This is a genomic window from Streptomyces sp. NPDC019937, from assembly GCF_040631655.1.
GTDB lineage: Bacteria > Actinomycetota > Actinomycetes > Streptomycetales > Streptomycetaceae > Streptomyces.
In genome coordinates this window covers 97,511-115,073 of the sequence record NZ_JBEYAL010000017.1, presented here as the reverse complement: position 1 = coordinate 115,073, position 17,563 = coordinate 97,511, and the positions used below count along the sequence as shown (strand labels likewise).

Here is a 17,563-nt window from a genome sequence, read left to right as displayed (position 1 = left end):
CGCAGCCGTGTTCGAGCGAATGCGGAAGGGCACTCGCCCTCTGTCGTGAGCATGAGCGTCGCCGGTAGGCTCCGCTCTCTCTGTCGTCCGCTTGGAGGTCCGGATGGGGCACGCCGCACGACCCGCCACAGCAACCAGAGCCACGGCACGAGCCGCCCGGCGCGCGCTGCCCGCGCTCGCCGCCGCGGCCGGAATGGTCGCCGTGCTCGGCATCGCCCCGGCGGGTGCGCACGCCGCCGGCGCCGCCGGGCCCGCCGCTGGTACGCCCGAGAAGACCCCCGTGGCCACCGGCTACGGCGGCGCGGTCTCCAGCGTGGACCCGGACGCCTCGGCCGCCGGGATCGACGTCCTGCGGCACGGCGGCAACGCGGTGGACGCGGCGGTGGCGACGGCGGCCGCGCTCGGCGTCACCGAGCCGTACTCGGCGGGCATCGGCGGCGGCGGATACTTCGTCTACTACAACGCCAAGCGGCACACCGTCTCCACGCTCGACGGCCGCGAGAGGGCCCCGCTCAGCGCGAACCAGAACCTCTTCCTGGGCAAGGACGGCAAGCCGCTGCCGTTCGACGACGCCGTCACCAGCGGGCTCAGCGTCGGCACCCCCGGCACCGCGGCCACCTGGCGGGACGCCCTCGGCGACTGGGGCACCCGGTCGCTCGGCCAGGTGCTGAAGCCCGCCGAGAAGCTGGCCCGCGACGGCTTCACCGTCGACAAGACCTTCCGCCGGCAGACCGCCGACAACGAGGACCGCTTCAAGGACTTCCCGGCCACTGCCGAGCTGTTCCTGCCCGGCGGAAAGCTCCCGGCCGTCGGCTCGACCCTCCGCAACCCCGACCTCGCCCGCACCTACGCCCTGCTCGCCAAGAAGGGCGTCGGCGCGATCTACAAGGGCGAGGTGGGCCGCGACATCGTCTCCACGGTCCGCAAGCCCCCCGTCGACCCGAAGGCGTCGCGCGTCGTGCGCCCCGGCGACCTGCGGACCGAGGACCTGCGGGCGTACGACACGAAACGGCAGGCCCCGACCCGCACCTCCTACCGCGGCCTGGACGTGTACGGCATGGCGCCCTCGTCCTCCGGCGGCACCAGCGTCGCCGAGGCCCTGAACATCCTGGAGCGCACCGACCTCTCCAAGCTCAGCGAGCGCGACTATCTGCACCGCTACATCGAGGCCTCCCGGATAGCGTTCGCCGACCGCGGCCGCTGGGTCGGCGACCCGGCCGCCGAGGACGTACCGACCAAGGCGCTCACCTCGCAGCGGTTCGCCGACTCCCGCGCCTGCCTCATCAAGCCCGACGCGGTGCTGAAGAGCCCGCTCGCCCCCGGCGACCCGAGGAACCCCGGCGCCCCCGGCACCTGCGACACGCGCGGACACGCCGCCCCGACCACGTACGAGGGCGAGAACACCACGCATCTGACGACCGCCGACAAGTGGGGCAACGTCGTCGCGTACACCCTCACCATCGAGCAGACCGGCGGCAGCGGCATCACCGTCCCCGGCCGGGGCTTCCTGCTCAACAACGAGCTGACCGACTTCTCCTTCGCCCCCGCCGACCCCGCCGTCCACGACCCGAACCTGCCGGGTCCGGGCAAGCGGCCGCGCTCGTCCATGTCGCCGACCATCGTGCTCGACGGCCACAAGCCGGTGCTGGCGCTCGGCTCACCCGGCGGCGCCACGATCATCACCACCGTGCTGCAGACCCTGCTGAACCACCTCGACCGGGGCATGCCGCTGGTCGACGCGATCGCCGCGCCGCGCGCCAGCCAGCGCAACGCCGCCCAGACGGAGCTGGAGCCCGGGCTGTGGAACAGCCCGGAGCGGGCCCGGCTGGAGGCGCTGGGCCACGCCTTCAAGGAGAACCCCGAGATCGGGGCCGCGACCGGCGTCCAGCGGCTCGGTGACGGCCGGTGGCTGGCCGCCGCCGAGACGACACGGCGCGGCGGCGGCTCGGCGATGGTGGTACGGCCCGCGGGCTGACCGGCATGTGGACCACGGTGGCGGTCGGGCCCCGCCCAGGCCGCCACCGTAAAATCCCCACAGGAATCCGTACAACCTGCCTGGCGTGTGCGTATCCGGAAATGTGCGCCTAGCGCGCCGGTACCCGGGTCCGTAACATGCGGGGTGTCGAATGCGGGGGTGGCGATGGCGGGCAGACAACTCCCGGCGGCGATCGAGGAGTTCGCGAGCTACCTGCGTGCCCTGGCCCGGCGGATCGACCCTGACCAGGGCTGGTACGCCGTTTTCGCGCAGCGCGACCCCGATGGGCTGCGCGCCTGTCTGGCCGGCCAGGAGATCCCGCCCTGGGACGTCGTCCAGGCCCTCCTGCAGGACCTCTCCGCCCAGCGCGGCGCCCAGACGGCCAACGTGGCCGCGGCCCGCGCGGCCACCCTGTACCGCGCCTCGATCACCGTCCACGACGCGGCCCCCGGCACCCGTGAGGCGCTGAGCGCCCGCCTGGCCGCGATGCGGCGCGAACGGCTCGCCGCGGCCGACCGCGAGAGCGACCTCCTCGAGGCCCAGCGCGCCGGGGCCGACACCAGCCCGGACGGAGACCCCATCGAGGCGGCCCTGGCCTGGGCCCAGGACGACCACTACCGCGCGACGGCCCGCTGCGAGGAACTCACCGCCCGCCTGGCCGCCCTCCCCACCGACGGCCCGCCTTCCCCGATCTCGCCAGGCGCCCCGGGTAGGGGCCCGGTTGACGCCCCGCCCGGCTTCCCGGGCGGCGCCTCCCTCGGTGCCCCCGGCGGCGGCCCGGCTGGCGTCCCGGGCGGTGGCCCGGTTGGCGCCTCCCTCGGTGCCCCCGGCAGTGGCCTGCCCGGCGCTCCGGCGGGTGGCCCGCCCGGCTTCCCGGGGGGTGGCCCCCTCGGTGCTGCCCCCGGCGGCGGCCCGCCCGGTGCTCCGACCGTTGGAGGGCCTGGGGCTCCGGCGGATGGGCCGCTCGGTGCCCCGGCCGGTGGTCCGCCCGGCGTCCCGGGCGGCGGTCCGGCTGGTGCCCCCGGTAGCGGTCCGCCCGGCTTCCTGGGCAGTGGCCTGCCCGGCGCCCCCGGCGGCCCGGCGGCGGGTGCGGGGCGGTCGGGGTGGGCGGCGGGGGTGCTGCAGGATCCCTCGACCGTGGGGCTGGCCGGGCGTCTTCAGCCGGACGGTGGCGCGCCCGCGCCGGCGGGGGAGGGCGGGCCGCCCCCGCCGCCACGACCGCGCGGGGCGCGGTTCCCCGGGGTGCGCGGTGGGGCACGGAAGCGTGAGCGGGAGGCCGAGCAGCGGGCCCGGGCGAACGAGCAGCAGGAGCTCGCCGAGGCCCGGCGGGCGGCCGGCGGGGCCGTCGCACGGCTGGGACGGCTGCGGGCGGAGGGGCGCAGCGGGGAGGCGCACGCCGTGCTGTGCGAGACGGCCGTCTGGCCCGCCGTGCGGCTGCCGGTGCTGGCGGCCGAGCTGGAGCGGGCGGGGCTGGGCGTCGACGTGTCCACGCTGCTGTGGGAGATGGCCTGTCTGCCGCCCGAGCGGCTGGCCGCCGCCGCGGAGGCGCTGATCGCGGCGGGCCGCGAGGCGGACGGGGAGCGGCTGCTGCGGCAGAGCGTGTCGCGGCCGCTCTCCGAGGTGGCGCACACCGCGCTGGCGCTGCTCGGGAACGCGGCGCACCGCGAGGTGGCGCTGCTGCTGACGGCGTTCATACGGGCCCGTACGCCCGCCGAGGTGGCCGAGGCGGCGGCCGAGGATCCGGGCGCGCTGGTGCCCCCGCTCCTGGACGCGGCGGGCGCGGTGTCCCCGGGCAGCCAGCACGACCTCGCCCACGCCCTCCGCGTGGCGGGCATACAGGGCGCCGGCTGACCAGGCTGCGGCTGACCCGGCTGACCCCCGCCAAACCCGACATCACACGAAAAGTGATGGTCTTCGTTGAGTAACGGCGGCGGTATTGCCAGAGTGGTGAGTGCGCTTCTACGTTCTTCCCACAGCCATATTCTACGTGCGTAGACACAGGTTGACGACGGGGCATGCCCCGGAGCACTGCTGTGAAGGAGCTGATCATGGCCAACCTCGTACGTGCCGCGCTCGTCCAGTGCACCTGGACCGGCGACACCGAATCGATGATCGCGAAGCATGAGGAGTACGCCCGGCAGGCCGCCGCCCAGGGGGCCAAGGTGATCGGCTTCCAGGAAGTGTTCAACGCCCCGTACTTCTGCCAGGTGCAGGAGCCGGAGCACTACCGGTGGGCGGAGCCGGTCCCGGACGGGCCGACGGTGCGGCGGATGGCGGAGCTGGCCCGGGAGACCGGGATGGTGATGGTCGTACCGGTCTACGAGGTCGAGCAGTCCGGCTTCTACTACAACACCGCGGCCGTGATCGACGCCGACGGCAGCTACCTCGGCAAGTACCGCAAGCACCACATCCCCCAGCTCAAGGGGTTCTGGGAGAAGTACTACTTCAAGCCCGGCAACCTGGGTTGGCCGGTGTTCGACACCGCCGTCGGGAAGGTCGGCGTGTACATCTGCTACGACCGCCACTTCCCGGAGGGCTGGCGCGCCCTGGGGCTGGCCGGCGCGCAGCTCGTCTACAACCCGTCGGCCACCTCCCGGGGGCTGTCGTCGCACCTGTGGCAGCTGGAGCAGCCCGCGTCGGCGGTGGCGAACGAGTACTTCATCGCGGCGATCAACCGCGTCGGCACCGAGGAGTACGGCGACAACGACTTCTACGGCACCAGCTACTTCGTGGACCCGCGCGGCCGGTTCGTCGGGGACGTGGCCAGCGACAAGGAAGAGGAACTGGTCGTCCGCGACCTCGACTTCGGCCTCCTCGACGAGGTGCGGCAGCAGTGGGCCTTCTACCGGGACCGCCGCCCCGACGCCTACGACGAGCTGGTGAAGCCATGACCGGCGGGCACACGACCGGCGAGGACCTGTACGCACGCCACCGGGCCGTCCTCCCGGACTGGCTGGCGCTGTACTACCAGCGCCCGATCGAGATCACCCGCGGCGAGGGACGCCACGTCTGGGACGCGGACGGCAACCGCTACCTCGACTTCTTCGGCGGCATCCTCACCACGATGACCGCCCACGCGCTCCCCGAGGTCACCAAGGCCATCGCCGAGCAGGCGGGCCGGATCCTGCACAGCTCCACGCTCTACCTCGACCGTCCGATGGTCGACCTCGCCGAGCGCGTCGCGCATCTGTCCGGCATCCCCGACGCGCGGGTCTTCTTCACCACCTCCGGCACCGAGGCCAACGACACGGCGCTGCTGCTCGCCACCACCCACCGCCGCTCCAACCAGGTCCTGGCGCTGCGCAACAGCTACCACGGCCGGTCGTTCTCGACGGTCGGCATCACGGGCAACCGCTCCTGGTCGCCGACCAGCATCTCGCCGCTGCAGACGCTGTACGTGCACGGCGGCGTGCGGAGCCGGGGGCCGTTCGCCGGGCTGTCGGACGGCGCGTTCATCGACGCGTGCGTGGCGGACCTGGAAGACATCCTCGGCCAGGCGCACGGCAACGTCGCCGCGCTGATCGCCGAACCCGTCCAGGGCGTGGGCGGCTTCACCTCCCCGCCCGACGGGCTGTTCGCCGCCTTCCGCGAGGTGCTGGACCGGCACGGCATCCTGTGGATCAGCGACGAGGTGCAGACCGGCTGGGGCCGCACCGGCGACCACTTCTGGGGCTGGCAGGCGCACGACGCCGCGGGCCCGCCGGACGTGCTCACCTTCGCCAAGGGCATCGGCAACGGCATGTCCATCGGCGGGGTCGTGGCCCGCGCGGAGGTCATGAACTGCCTGGGCGCCAACTCCATCTCCACCTTCGGCGGCAGCCCGGTCACCATGGCCGCCGGTCTCGCCAACCTCAACCATCTCGTCGAGCACGACCTCCAGGGCAACGCCCGCCGGGTCGGCGGACTGCTCATCGAGCGGCTGCGCGCGGCCTGCGCCGGGCTCGACGGCGTACGCGAAGTACGCGGCCGGGGGCTGATGATCGGCGTCGAACTGGTCGAGCCGGGCACCGGCGACCCGGCGCCCGAGGCCGCCTCGGCCGTGCTGGAGGCCGCCCGCGAGGGCGGGCTGCTCCTCGGCAAGGGCGGCGGCCACAACAGCAGCGTCCTGCGCATCGCCCCGCCGCTGAGCCTCACCGTGGCGGAGGCGGAGGAGGGCGCGGACATCCTCGAAGCCGCCCTGAACGCCGCCCTGAAGAGCACTCAGCCGGGAAGGAGTGGGCGCTGATGCCTCGTACCGTGATCCGCGGCGGGCTCGTCGTCACCGCCGCCGAGGAGACCCACGCCGACGTCCTGGTCGAGGACGAGCGGGTGGTGGCGCTGGCCGCGTCCGACAGCGACATCGCGCGCGGCTGGACCGCCGACCGTACGATCGACGCCACCGGCAAGTACGTCATCCCGGGCGGCGTCGATCCGCACACCCACATGGAGATGCCGTTCGGCGGCACCTTCGCCGCCGACACCTTCGAGACCGGCACCCGCGCCGCGGCCTGGGGCGGCACGACCACCATCGTGGACTTCGCCATCCAGACCAAGGGGCACGCCCTGCGGGAGGGCCTGGACGCCTGGCATCTGAAGGCGGGCGGCAACTGCGCGATCGACTACGCCTTCCACATGATCCTCTCCGATGTCGACGACGGCTCCCTGAAGGAGATGGACCTCCTCGTCGACGAGGGCGTGACCTCGTTCAAGCTCTTCATGGCCTACCCCGGCGTCTTCTACAGCGACGACGGCCAGATCCTGCGCGCCATGCAGCGCGGCGCCGCCAACGGCGGGCTCATCATGATGCACGCCGAGAACGGCATCGCCATCGACGTCCTGGTCGAACAGGCCCTCGCCGAGGGCAAGACCGACCCCCGCTACCACGGCGAGGTCCGCAAGGCGCTGCTGGAGTCCGAGGCCACCCACCGCGCCATCCAGCTGGCCAGGGTGGCCGGGGCGCCGCTGTACGTCGTCCACGTGTCGGCCGAGGAGGCCGTCGAGGAGCTGGTGCGGGCGCGCGACAAGGGACTGCCGGTGTTCGGCGAGACCTGTCCGCAGTATCTGTTCCTGTCCACCGACAACCTCGCCGAACCGGACTTCGAGGGCGCCAAGTACGTCTGCTCGACACCGCTGCGGCCGCGTGAACACCAGGCGGCGCTGTGGCGGGGGCTGCGGACCAACGACCTGCAGGTCGTCTCCACCGACCACTGCCCGTTCTGCTTCACCGGCCAGAAGGAGATGGGCCGCGGCGACTTCTCCAAGATCCCCAACGGGATGCCGGGCGTGGAGAACCGCATGGACCTGCTCCACCAGGCCGTCGTGGACGGCCACATCACCCGCCGCCGCTGGATCGAGATCGCCTGCGCCACCCCGGCCCGGATGTTCGGCCTCTACCCCAGGAAGGGCACCATCGCGCCCGGCTCGGACGCCGACATCGTCGTCTACGACCCGGCCGCCCAGCAGACCATCTCCGCCGAGACCCACCACATGAACGTCGACTACTCGGCCTACGAGGGCAAGCGGATCACCGGGCAGGTCGAGACCGTGCTCTCGCGCGGCCTCCCGGTCATCGACGGCCGCGCCTACACCGGCCGCGCCGGCCACGGCCGGTACGTGCGCCGCTCGACCTGTCAGTACCTCGGCTAGGGGGTGTCTTCCGGATCATGCCGGGCTCGCGGGCCCTGGCACGCACGCTCGCCGCGTTGTCGTCGTCGCACGCAGCGCCGCTGCGCTCTCCCCCTCCGCCCTGCGATCGCACGCGCCCCCAGCTACCGCTGGGAGGTGCCCCCTGACCCCGCTCCCTGATCCGGCCTGATCCGAAAGACACCCCCTAGGAGGCCACGCCATGGACTTCGGACTCGTACTGCAGACCGATCCGCCCGCGTCGGACGTCGTCGAGCTGATGGGCCGCGCCGAGCGCAACGGCTTCCGCTACGGCTGGACCTTCGACTCCGCCGTGCTCTGGCAGGAGCCGTTCGTCATCTACAGCCGCATCCTGGAACACACCGAGCGGCTGATCGTCGGACCCATGGTCACCAACCCCGGCACCCGCACCTGGGAGGTGACCGCCTCCACCTTCGCCACCCTCAACGACATGTACGGCAACCGCACCGTATGCGGCATCGGACGCGGCGACTCCGCCCTGCGGGTCGCCGGCCGCACCCCGAACACCCTCGCCCGGCTGAGCGACGCCATCGACGCCATCCGCGACCTCGCCGAGGGCCGGGAGGCCGTGGTGGACGGCAGCTCGCTGCGCATCCCCTGGATCAAGGACGGCCGGCTGCCGGTGTGGATGGCCGCGTACGGGCCCAAGGCGCTCGCCCTCGCGGGCCGCAAGGCCGACGGATTCATCCTCCAGCTCGCCGACCCGTTCCTGACGGAGTGGATGGTCCACACGGTCCGCACCGCCGCGTCCGACGCCGGCCGCGACCCGGACGCGATCACCATCTGCGTCGCCGCGCCCGCGTACATCGGGGACGACCTGGCCCACGCGCGCGAGCAGTGCCGCTGGTTCGGGGGCATGGTCGGCAACCACGTCGCCGACCTGGTCGCCCGCTACGGTGAGCACTCCGGAGCCATCCCCGAATCCCTGACGTCGTACATCGCGCGGCGCGAAGGCTACGACTACAGTCACCACGGCCGCGCCGGGAACCCGGACACGGCCTTCGTCCCGGACGACATCGTCGACCGCTTCTGTCTGCTGGGCCCGGCGGAGGCCCACATCGAAAAGCTGCGCGCGCTCCGGGGGCTGGGCGTGGACCAGTTCGCGGTCTACGCGATGCACGACGCGAAGGAGACGACGATCGACACCTATGGCACCGAGGTCATCCCGGCCCTGACTCCGTGACACGTCAAGGCGTGGGGCCGGTCAGGACAGGATCTCGACGTACCCGTCGGTTCCGTGCACGCGGATCCGCTGCCCGTCCCGGATCAGCCGGGTGGCCTGCTCCACGCCCACGACGGCCGGCAAGCCGTACTCCCGGGCGATCACCGCGCCGTGGGTCATCTGGCCGCCCACCTCCGTCACCAGGCCCGCGATCCCGACGAACAGCGGCGACCAGCTGGGGTCGGTGAAGGCCGTGACCAGGATGTCGCCCGCGTCGAGATCGGCCTCCGCCATGTCGAGGATGACGCGGGCCCTTCCCTCGACGGTCCCGGCGGAAACCGGTACGCCGACCAGGGCACCGGCCGGCACGTCGTCGCGCCGGTACGCCCCGGTGAGGGCCTCGCCGTCGGAGGTGAGCACCCGGGGCGGGGTGAGCGCGTGGTACGACCGGAACGCGTCCTTGCGCCGCTGGATGAGCCGGTCATCCACCCGCTGCGAGCGCACGGCCTCGTGGAACTCCTGGAACGTCAGGTAGAAGACGTCCTCCAGCTCAGGAAGCACGCCGGCCCGCACCAGGTGCCCGGCCTCCTCCATCAGGGCGCGCTTGTAGACGAAGTAGCGGCTGATGATGTCGTACTTCGGGTACTCCCGGTACCCGATGAAGGCCCTGACCCGGTCGATCATCCGCTTGGTCTCGTCGGCCTTCCGGTCCCCGTCCGGCAGGGCCCGCAAGCGCGCCAGCACCTCCTGTTCCTTCCGCAGCGCCTTCTGCCGCCCCTCCTCGAAGCGCCGCCCGGCGGCGCCCGGCTCGAAGTTCCTGACGTTGTCGAGGACCGCGGGCACGAGCGTGGTGGGGCGCTCGCGCCACCGTGGCCTCGTGATGTCGATCTCGCCCGCGCAGCGCATGCCGTACCGGTCGAGGTAGGTCTCCAGGGCGTCGCGCGCCGCGGTCCCGCCGGGGAGCTTCGTCAGCTCCTCCAGGAAGCCCTCGTCCTCGACGCCCTGCAGGAACTCCACCACCTCCGGATGCGGGCGGATCACATCCGCGACGTCGATCAGCTCCAGCCCCATCTCCGAGGTGATGTTGCCGGGGGCGGACAGGGTGAGCGTGTCAGCCGCGTTCTTCTCGCCCAGCCACTCGTGCAGCTTGTCGTTGAGCCACCAGGTGGCCTCCATCCCGGCCATGATCGCCTGAACGTTCAGCGGGTCACCGAGGACCCTCTTGTGCTCCTCGAAGGCCTCGCCGAGGAGGAAGTCGAACAGCGCCGGTCCGGTCTTCGTCCGGATGTCGCGCTCCAGGGCGGCGATGGACGCCCGGCTGCGCTCGATCAGTTGGGCGACGATGGCCGGATCGGCCTCGGCCGGGGCGGACGCGCCGCCGGCCGGGGGCCTGCCGGACTGCGGGCTGCCGGGAGGGGCGTCCGGGAGCGACGGGACGAAATCGTCGCGGTCGAGGACGGTCTCCAGCGCGTCCCTGACCAGCGGGTCGCCCCTCCCCATGATTTCCAGGAGAGCGGCGCGACCCGCGGGCGTGGCCAGGCGCCGGGTGACGTCGACGAACAGCCTCCCGCCGGCCTCGTGCATCGCCACCATGGCCGTCAGCTGCCACATGGAGAGCCCCAGGGGCTTCATGGGGTCGGTCATCATCTGCTGATGGCCCACGGAGACGTAGAGGTGATTGTCCTGGTCGCCGGCCTCGGGGATGGGGAACAGCGTCGTGATCGGCCGGCTCTGCACGATCTGGAAGCCGTCGCCGACCAGGCACCATTCGATGTCCTGCGGGCTGCCGAAGTGCGCTTCGATCCGCCGCCCCAGCCGTACGAGCCGCACGGCCTGCGCATCCGTCAGCGCCGGCTGCCCCTGCCGCTGCGCGTCGACCGCCACCTCCCGCGTGCCGCCGTCCGGCACGGCCTGGACGGCACGCTGTTTGGCGCCGATCGTCCTGGCGACGACTTCGCCGTCCCGCACCGCGAAGACGTCCGGGTTCACCAGGCCGGAGACCAGGGCCTCGCCGAGGCCGAAGCCGGCGTCCACGGTGGCGACCTTCCGGTTGCCCGTGACGGGGTCGGCCGTGAACAGGATGCCGGACGCGTCCGGGAAGACCATCTGCTGCACGACCACGGCCATGTGGACCGTGCGGTGGTCGATGCCGTTCCGCCGGCGGTAGGTCACGGCCCGCTCGGTGAACAGCGAGGCCCAGCACCGGCTGATGTGCCGGAGGACCGCCGTCGGCCCCACGACATTGAGATACGTGTCCTGCTGGCCGGCGAAGGAGGCCGTCGGCAGGTCCTCCGCCGTGGCGCTGGACCGGACGGCGTACGCGGCTTGCTCGCCGGACCGGGCGAGCGCGCGGGTGACCGCCGCCGCGAGATCGTCCGGGATGGCGATCCCCTCGATGGTCCGGCGCAGCTCCGCGCTGAGCGTGCGGATCGCCTCCCGGTCGTCCGCATCCGAGCGCGACAGCCGATCGAGCAGATCGTCGACCGACGGCGCTTCCGCCATGATCCGCCGGAAGGCGTCCGTCGTCACGCAAAAGCCCCCCGGCACGCGGACGTCTTCGATCCGCGACAGCCCACCCAAGTGCGCGCCCTTGCCGCCGACGACCGCGATCCGCGTCTCGTCGATCTCTTGAAGGTCCAGCACATACCGCTCGGTCATCGCGATCCCTCCGAGGCAGCCGTGCTCCGTCGAACCCCACACGGCGTGCCCCCGTTTCCGCAGGTTGTGGGCGTAGGCCGACGATTCTGCGCCGCGCCCCGGGGCTTGTGGCAAGCCCCCCGGTGCGCTATAAATTAGGAGAGGCAAGGAGAGCTCTCTCCTTGCCTTTGCGTTTTGCGCCGGAGCCCGGATCGGCTCGTCGGCCCGGTTGTCCCGCCGTACCGGCGGGGAAGATCCTGCGGGATGCCGCGTTCATGACGCTCCCCGCGGAAGCTGCCTGTCCGATGTCGTGTTCACATCGGTGGCCTCTGATGCGATGGGCCCGGAAAGGCCGCATCACCCACCGGGGCGACCGGCCCGAAATCATGAACGATCGAGGCCGACCCGCCCGGGAATCGCGTTTCTCCACCGGCCGGCGCGGTCCCGTCCGGGAAATCGGTGGGGGCGGGACCAGGTGTTCCCGCCCCCGCGGCGACTAGCTCGCGCTCGGAGAAGTCGCGGCCGCCTTCTTGGCGGGCCGGCCGCGCTTCTTGGAAGTCGGCTCCTCCGCCGGCCTGGACACCGCCGCGAACGGCTGCAGCGCCTTCTGGAGGGCCTTCAGCCCGTCCGGCCCCAGGTCCACGGTCCGGCGCTCCGACTTCAGGGTCGACCGCACGCCGATGGCGTTGCTGCCGTCCTCGTTCGTTTCCCCGGTTTCGTATTCTTCCTCGACCCAGGTCGGAACCAAGATCTCCACCGAATGCACATCCTCGGTGATATCGGTGTCGAGATCGCAGTGAAGAACCGTACGTCCGTAGATTCGCGTTTCGACCGTCTGTCCGTTGACGACAACCGGCGTGACGGTTTCCTGAACCCCTTCCTCGTCCTTCTCGGTTTCCGCAACCTGCACAAAGCGAACTGCCACTGCTTCCCCTTTTCTTGGAACCGCTCAAATTCTAGCGGGGCAGCGGCTGTTGACGCCAATCCGGAAATGCCGAAAGCCCCTTCCGGTCGGAAGGGGCTTTTCCGGCGCGCACCGGCGGGAAATGCGTGCGCGCGGCCTCAGCCGCAGCCGTTGCGGGCGGTGCCCACGGCCACGTCGTCGTACCAGAGGGTGTCGTCGCCCTCGCCGTAACTCTCCCAGCCCAGCCGCAGATCGGTCGGGGCCGGCCGCCAGCCGCCGCGGGCCAGCCACTGCTGGTCGACGTCCTGGGTCGGGGTGCCGTCGACCACCAGGCCGGTGACGAGCGCGCCGTTCACCCAGGTGTCGAGGCGGCCCGCGCCGCGGCCGAGGCGGAACTCCAGGCACGTCCAGGTGTTGACGGGCAGTGGGGTGCTGAGCGCGACGCCCGCCGGGCTCTGGGCGGGGAGGGTGGCGTCGTCCGATTCGCGGTTCCACTGGAGCGCCTTGTTCTGGCCGCCCATGCGCAGGTCCCTGCCGTTGTCGTTCGGATCCTTCATGGCCGCGAAGGTGACGTGCTGGGTGGGCAGCGCGGTGGTGTGGCGGACCCAGAAGCGCACGTAGAGGTCGCCGGTCGCCGGCAGGCCGGACAGGGAGGTCCCGGCGAAGGCGTGGTTGCAGTAGCCCGCCCGGCCGGTCACCCGCACCGACTTGGCGCCGGTGTGGGCCACCGTGGAGTCGACGGTGGCGGCGCCGGTGCCCGAGCAGTTGGCCACCGCCGTGGTCCAGCGACCGGCGGGGGTGGTGCCGGTCTGGGACTCGAAGTCCTCGCAGAACCCGGTGGCGTTGCAGGCGGCTGCCCGGGCGTCCGGGGCGGGGGAGGCCGAGGCGGCGGGGGCGGCGAGGCCCGTCATGGCCAGGGCGGCGACGGCGGCTGACACGGTGCGGCGGCGGTGCGACACGAGGGTCATCGGGTCCTCCGGCGGGGGTGAGAGGGGAGTGGGAGCGCTCCCAAGCTCTGTCGCCACATTAGCCGAGCCATGACAAGCCTGGAACCCGTCCGCCGGGCCCTTCGGCTCGGCCCGGCGGCGGCGTCCATGTGGTGCGGGGTGGCTACGGACACGATGAGGTCGACGCGGTCATTCTGCTGGGACTCGGCCCCCGGTCCCGGTCATCGCGCACCGCGCACCAGGCGGATGCCGAACGCGCCCGCGACGCAGAAGGCCGCCGCGGCGGTGTACAGGGCGGCGTAGTTGTCCTCGCCTCCCAGGGCGAGGAAGACGGGGGCGAGGATCGGGGCGATGGTCTGGGGGATCGTGCTGGACAGGTTGAACACGCCCATGCCCTTCGCGGCCTCGGTGTCCTTGTTGGGCAGCACCGAGGCCACGAGGGCGTAGTCGACTCCCATGTACATGCCCTGGCCGAGACCGGAGAGCGCCACTCCCGCGAGGAACATCCCGGTCGACTGGGCCAGGGCCACCACGACCATGGCGCAGGCGAAGACGACGGATGCCGCGGCGACGAATATCTTGCGGCGCCGTACCCGGTCGGAGAGCCAGCCGGCGGTGTAGCTGCTGAGGGTGTTGGTGGTGGCCAGCAGCAGCATCGACCAGAACAGGACGGGGGTGGCGTCCTCGGCGGTGTAGCCGAGCCGGTCCATCAGGAAGTACGCCTTGTACGTCGTCAGGAAGCTGACCCCGGTCCAGGTCAGGAACCGTCCGCACCAGGCCCAGGCGAAGTCGGGGTGGCGCACCGGATTGATCCACATGCTGCTGGGGATGTCCGCCCACCGGAGCCGGGGGAGTTCGGCCCGGGAGCGGGGCAGTTCCTTGAGGTAGCAGACGAAGATCCCGGTCATGACCAGGCCGAGGAGTCCGGGGGCGATGAACATCCAGAGGTTGTCCGTCCCGGTGAACTGGACGAGGAACGTGCCGCTGACGATGCCGATCTGGGTGGTCGTGCCCATCAGGCCGGAGACCCGCCCCCGGTACCGGTCCGTCACCCGCTCGGGGAGGAGTGCGGTCGCGGCGGCGAGGGCGGCGTTGAACAGCACCTGGGCCAGGCACCAGCCGAGGCCCAGGACGAACAGGTTGGGCGCCGTGCCCATCACCAGCAGCGCCCCGAATCCCAGGACCATCCCGCCGAGGATGTACGGCCGGCGCTGGCCCCAGCGGGACGTGGACAGGTCGCTGAGCCTGCCGAAGACGGGATTGGCCACCAGCGCGCAGAAGGCACCGGCGCCCGCGATGGTCGACAGGCTGTCCGCCTTGCCGTCCGGGTCGAGGTCGGCGACGCGGAGGGCAAGGGTGACGGAGGCGGGGGTGCACAGGGCGATCCACAGGCCGATGTAGGCGAGGATGAACAGGGTGATGAACGCCCCGTTCACCTCCTGCCCGGTCGCTTTCGCCAAGCGCTCGGGTCCGCTGAGCGGCTCGGGGTCGTCCGTGCGGACACGGGCGTCGCCCGGGTTCTGGGCAGGCGGGTTCTGGGCAGGCGGCATGGTCCGCTCCTTTGCGGATGCGTTCCCGGGCGGCCGCCCATGACCCGGCGGAGGGCGGGCGGGGGCGGCCCGGGTGAGGGGGGAGGAGGAACTGTGGGGGGTGTGACGGGCGCCGCCCCCGGCCCGCCTGGGGCGGGACCGTGCGGGACCGTGCGGGCCGGGAGCGGCGCTGTGCTACGCGGTCAGAGTCCGGCTCCGGCGCCGAGGAGGGGCGCCGGACGCTTCACCGTGCTGGTGATCTCGACGGCGCCGTCGGCCGGCGATATGCCGTTCAGCCGCTCCAGGACCTCCAGGACGTGGAACGCGAAGTCGGCGGAGGCCCGGTGGAGGTCTCCGCCCAGGTGGCGTACGAGGTCCAGCACCCCGGGGCCGCGGATGGCCCTGGCGCCCGCGGGGGTCACCGGGTCCATGACGGCCGGGAGTTCGCTCCACGCGTCATCGCCGCGCCGCTTGAGCAGTACGGGGTCGTCGAAGCGGTTGGGGTTGGGCACCTGAAGGGTGCCCTCGGTGCCGTAGACCTCCAGGTGCGGAAGGGCGGTGTCCCATACGTCGAAGCTGTACATGGCCGTGGCCAGGGCGCCGGAGGCGAACTGCAGGATCGCGGTCGCGTGGGTGTCCACGGTGACGCCCACGCGCTCGACGCGGCGCTCGGGAGCCGTCACGGTCAGCTCGTCGGCGGCCCGGGTGGTCGCCCCGACCACCCGGCTGACCGGTCCGAGCAGGTTGACCAGCGCGGCGATGTGGTACGGGCCCCAGTCCAGGACCGGGCCGCCGCCCTCGGTGAACAGGAACGTGGGGTCCGGGTGCCAGGTCTCGGCGCGCGAGGAGCGGACGAAGGAGGTCGCCGCGAACGGCCGCCCGATCAGCCCGGCGTCGACGGCGGCGCGGGCCGTCTGCCCGGAGGGGCCGAGGAACGTGTCGGGCGCGCCGCCGAGCAGCTTGCCGGTCTCCCGGGCGGTCTCGATGTTCCGCCGGGCTTCCGTGACCGTGGCGGCAAGTGGCTTCTCGACGTACACGTGCTTTCCGGCGCGCAGGGCCGCGTCGGTCAGCGCCGCGTGGGCGTTGGGCGGGGTGATGTTGACGACCACCTGCACCTCGGGGTCGGCGAGCAGCTCCTCGGCCGTGCCCCACGCCGGGATGTTCCACTCCTCGGCGGCGGCGCGGGCGCGCTCGCCGTCGAGGTCGGCGACGCGCACGATGGGCAACCGCGGGATCGTCGAGAGGCCGAGCGCGTAGGCGTTGAAGATCGAGCCGGTACCGATGACGCCGACGGGGACGCGCTGTGTGGTTTCGTCCATGGTTCTCTCCCGGTTGGGTGGGCGCCGGCCGCTTCGATGGCTGTGGAACACGGCGGAAGGGCGCTTCGGGGCAACGGAGTTGGACGAAACCGCTGTCGCTGGGACCGCTCACATGCAAGCACCGGCTTCCCGGCAGGGTCAAGGGTCCGGTCAGGCGGAATGCGCCAGCACGTCGCCGATCCCCTCGGGCGAGAGCACATGCTCCACACCCACCACGGTCCCGCCGACGACACCGGCGGACGTCCCGAGCACGCTCTGGGCCAGCGAGAGCCGGCGGGTGGCCAGGGGCAGCGCCCGCCGGTAGACGACACCGCGGATCCTGGCCAGCAGGTCGTCGCTGGCGGCGGCGATCGCCCCGCCGATGACGATCCGCGCCGGGTTGTAGACGTGGACGAGCAGCGCCACCACCTCGCCGATCGTCACCGCGGCTTCGCGGACGACGCGGACGGCCCCGGGGTGGCCGTCGCGGACGAGCCGGGCCAGGTCCGCGGCGCCGCGCGGCCTGTCGTGCTCGGCGAGGCCCGAGTCCTCCCGGCTGAGCCGGGCCGCCATCGCGGTGGCCGACGCCACGGCCTCCACGCAGCCGATGTTCCCGCAGCTGCACACGGTGTCGTCGGCGCCGGGCACCCGCAGATGCCCGATGTCGCCCGCGGCCCCTTCCGCTCCGCGGTGCAGTTCCCCCGAGGCCGAGATGAGGCCGCCGCCGATACCGGTGCCGATCTTGATGAAGAGCAGCGGCGCCTCGCCCTCCGGCAGGGCACGGGCCTCACCGAGAGCCATCAGGTTCACATCGTTGTCGACGAAGGTCCGGCAGCCGAACCGCTCGGTCATGGTCCGGCCGACCGGGAAGCCGTCCCAGCCGGGCATGATGGGCGGCCGTACCGGAGTTCCGGCGCGCGCGTCGACGGGCCCCGGGAGGCCGACGACGAGGGCGGAGGGGCGGTCGGGCGTGGCCCCCGTGGACGCGGCCGCGGACTCGGCCAGCATGCGGCGCAGCCGCTCGGTCAGCAGATCGAGCGTCGCCTCGGGGCCCTGCGCCACATCCAGCGCGATCTCCTCCTGCGATACGAGGTTCTGCGACAGGTCGGCGAGGGCCAGGCGGGCGCTGTGGGCGCCGACGTCGGCCACCGCGACCACCCCGGCCCGGGGGTTGAGGGCCAGCCGGAGCGGCGGCCGGCCGCGTCCGGGCCGGCTGACGGCTCCGCCCTCGGTGACCACCCCGGCGTCGATCATGGTGTCGAGGTGCCGGGTCACCGTGGACCGTGCCAGGCCGGTGGCCTTGACCAGGTCGGCACGGCTGTCGGCGATGCCCGACGCGATGAGGCGGGCCAGCGAGCTGTGGACGGGGCCGCCGGTGTTCTGCGGCCGGAGTCCGGCGACCGAGAGCCGGGGTATCGGGCGGGGGTCCGTCGTCGTCTGCGCTCCCATGGCCGGTCACCGTACAGCA

Annotated in this window: 12 protein-coding genes; 6 read left to right on the top strand and 6 right to left on the bottom strand. The window is 72.5% G+C overall.

The genetic code is table 11. The annotated features are described in order from the left end of the window. Window positions 1-103: 103 nt before the first annotated feature. The 6 genes from ggt (at window position 104) to ABZ562_RS19065 (ending at window position 8,801) form a co-directional block, all read left to right on the top strand. Window positions 104-1,975, top strand: coding sequence for a gamma-glutamyltransferase (gene ggt, locus ABZ562_RS19090; protein WP_361480614.1), 1,872 nt, complete (start codon window positions 104-106; stop codon window positions 1,973-1,975). Window positions 1,976-2,140: 165 nt separating this feature from the next. After that, the gene (locus tag ABZ562_RS19085) at window positions 2,141-3,826 is read left to right on the top strand and encodes a hypothetical protein (protein WP_361480611.1); all 1,686 of its coding nucleotides are present in this window, start codon (window positions 2,141-2,143) and stop codon (window positions 3,824-3,826) included. A gap of 197 nt (window positions 3,827-4,023) precedes the next feature. Then, window positions 4,024-4,866, top strand: a complete 843-nt coding sequence (locus ABZ562_RS19080) for a nitrilase-related carbon-nitrogen hydrolase (RefSeq protein ID WP_361480609.1) — start codon at window positions 4,024-4,026, stop codon at window positions 4,864-4,866. Next, on the top strand, window positions 4,863-6,200 hold the full coding sequence (locus ABZ562_RS19075; protein ID WP_361480606.1) for an aspartate aminotransferase family protein: 1,338 nt from the start codon (window positions 4,863-4,865) through the stop codon (window positions 6,198-6,200). Before ABZ562_RS19080 ends, ABZ562_RS19075 begins: the two co-directional genes overlap by 4 nt. Next, window positions 6,200-7,600 carry a dihydropyrimidinase gene (gene hydA / locus ABZ562_RS19070; protein WP_361480603.1) on the top strand — a complete coding sequence of 467 codons (1,401 nt, stop codon included), beginning with the start codon at window positions 6,200-6,202 and terminating at the stop codon, window positions 7,598-7,600. The genes ABZ562_RS19075 and hydA overlap by 1 nt, the downstream gene beginning before the upstream one ends. 199 nt (window positions 7,601-7,799) lie before the next feature. Further along, entirely contained in the window at window positions 7,800-8,801 is a 1,002-nt protein-coding gene (locus ABZ562_RS19065) for a TIGR03842 family LLM class F420-dependent oxidoreductase (RefSeq protein WP_361480600.1), read from the top strand. A 21-nt stretch (window positions 8,802-8,822) separates the two neighbouring features. Here ABZ562_RS19065 and rph read toward each other — a convergent pair whose 3' ends face one another. The 6 genes from rph to ABZ562_RS19035 all read right to left on the bottom strand — a co-directional run bounded on the left by rph (window position 8,823) and on the right by ABZ562_RS19035 (window position 17,544). After that, window positions 8,823-11,438: a rifamycin-inactivating phosphotransferase gene (gene rph / locus ABZ562_RS19060; protein ID WP_361480596.1), complete on the bottom strand. Its 2,616-nt coding sequence runs from the start codon at window positions 11,436-11,438 to the stop codon at window positions 8,823-8,825. A gap of 475 nt (window positions 11,439-11,913) precedes the next feature. Then, window positions 11,914-12,342, bottom strand: a complete 429-nt coding sequence (locus ABZ562_RS19055; RefSeq protein WP_361480593.1) for a hypothetical protein — start codon at window positions 12,340-12,342, stop codon at window positions 11,914-11,916. A gap of 137 nt (window positions 12,343-12,479) precedes the next feature. Next, window positions 12,480-13,289: a hydrolase gene (locus ABZ562_RS19050; protein ID WP_361480590.1), complete on the bottom strand. Its 810-nt coding sequence runs from the start codon at window positions 13,287-13,289 to the stop codon at window positions 12,480-12,482. A gap of 200 nt (window positions 13,290-13,489) precedes the next feature. Beyond that, the gene (locus ABZ562_RS19045; protein ID WP_361480587.1) at window positions 13,490-14,818 is read right to left on the bottom strand and encodes an MFS transporter; all 1,329 of its coding nucleotides are present in this window, start codon (window positions 14,816-14,818) and stop codon (window positions 13,490-13,492) included. Window positions 14,819-15,000: 182 nt separating this feature from the next. After that, entirely contained in the window at window positions 15,001-16,116 is a 1,116-nt protein-coding gene (locus ABZ562_RS19040; RefSeq protein ID WP_361480584.1) for a Gfo/Idh/MocA family oxidoreductase, read from the bottom strand. A 150-nt stretch (window positions 16,117-16,266) separates the two neighbouring features. Continuing rightward, window positions 16,267-17,544 (bottom strand): ROK family transcriptional regulator, encoded by a 1,278-nt coding sequence (locus ABZ562_RS19035; protein WP_361480581.1) that lies wholly within the window; start codon window positions 17,542-17,544, stop codon window positions 16,267-16,269. Window positions 17,545-17,563: the final 19 nt, after the last annotated feature.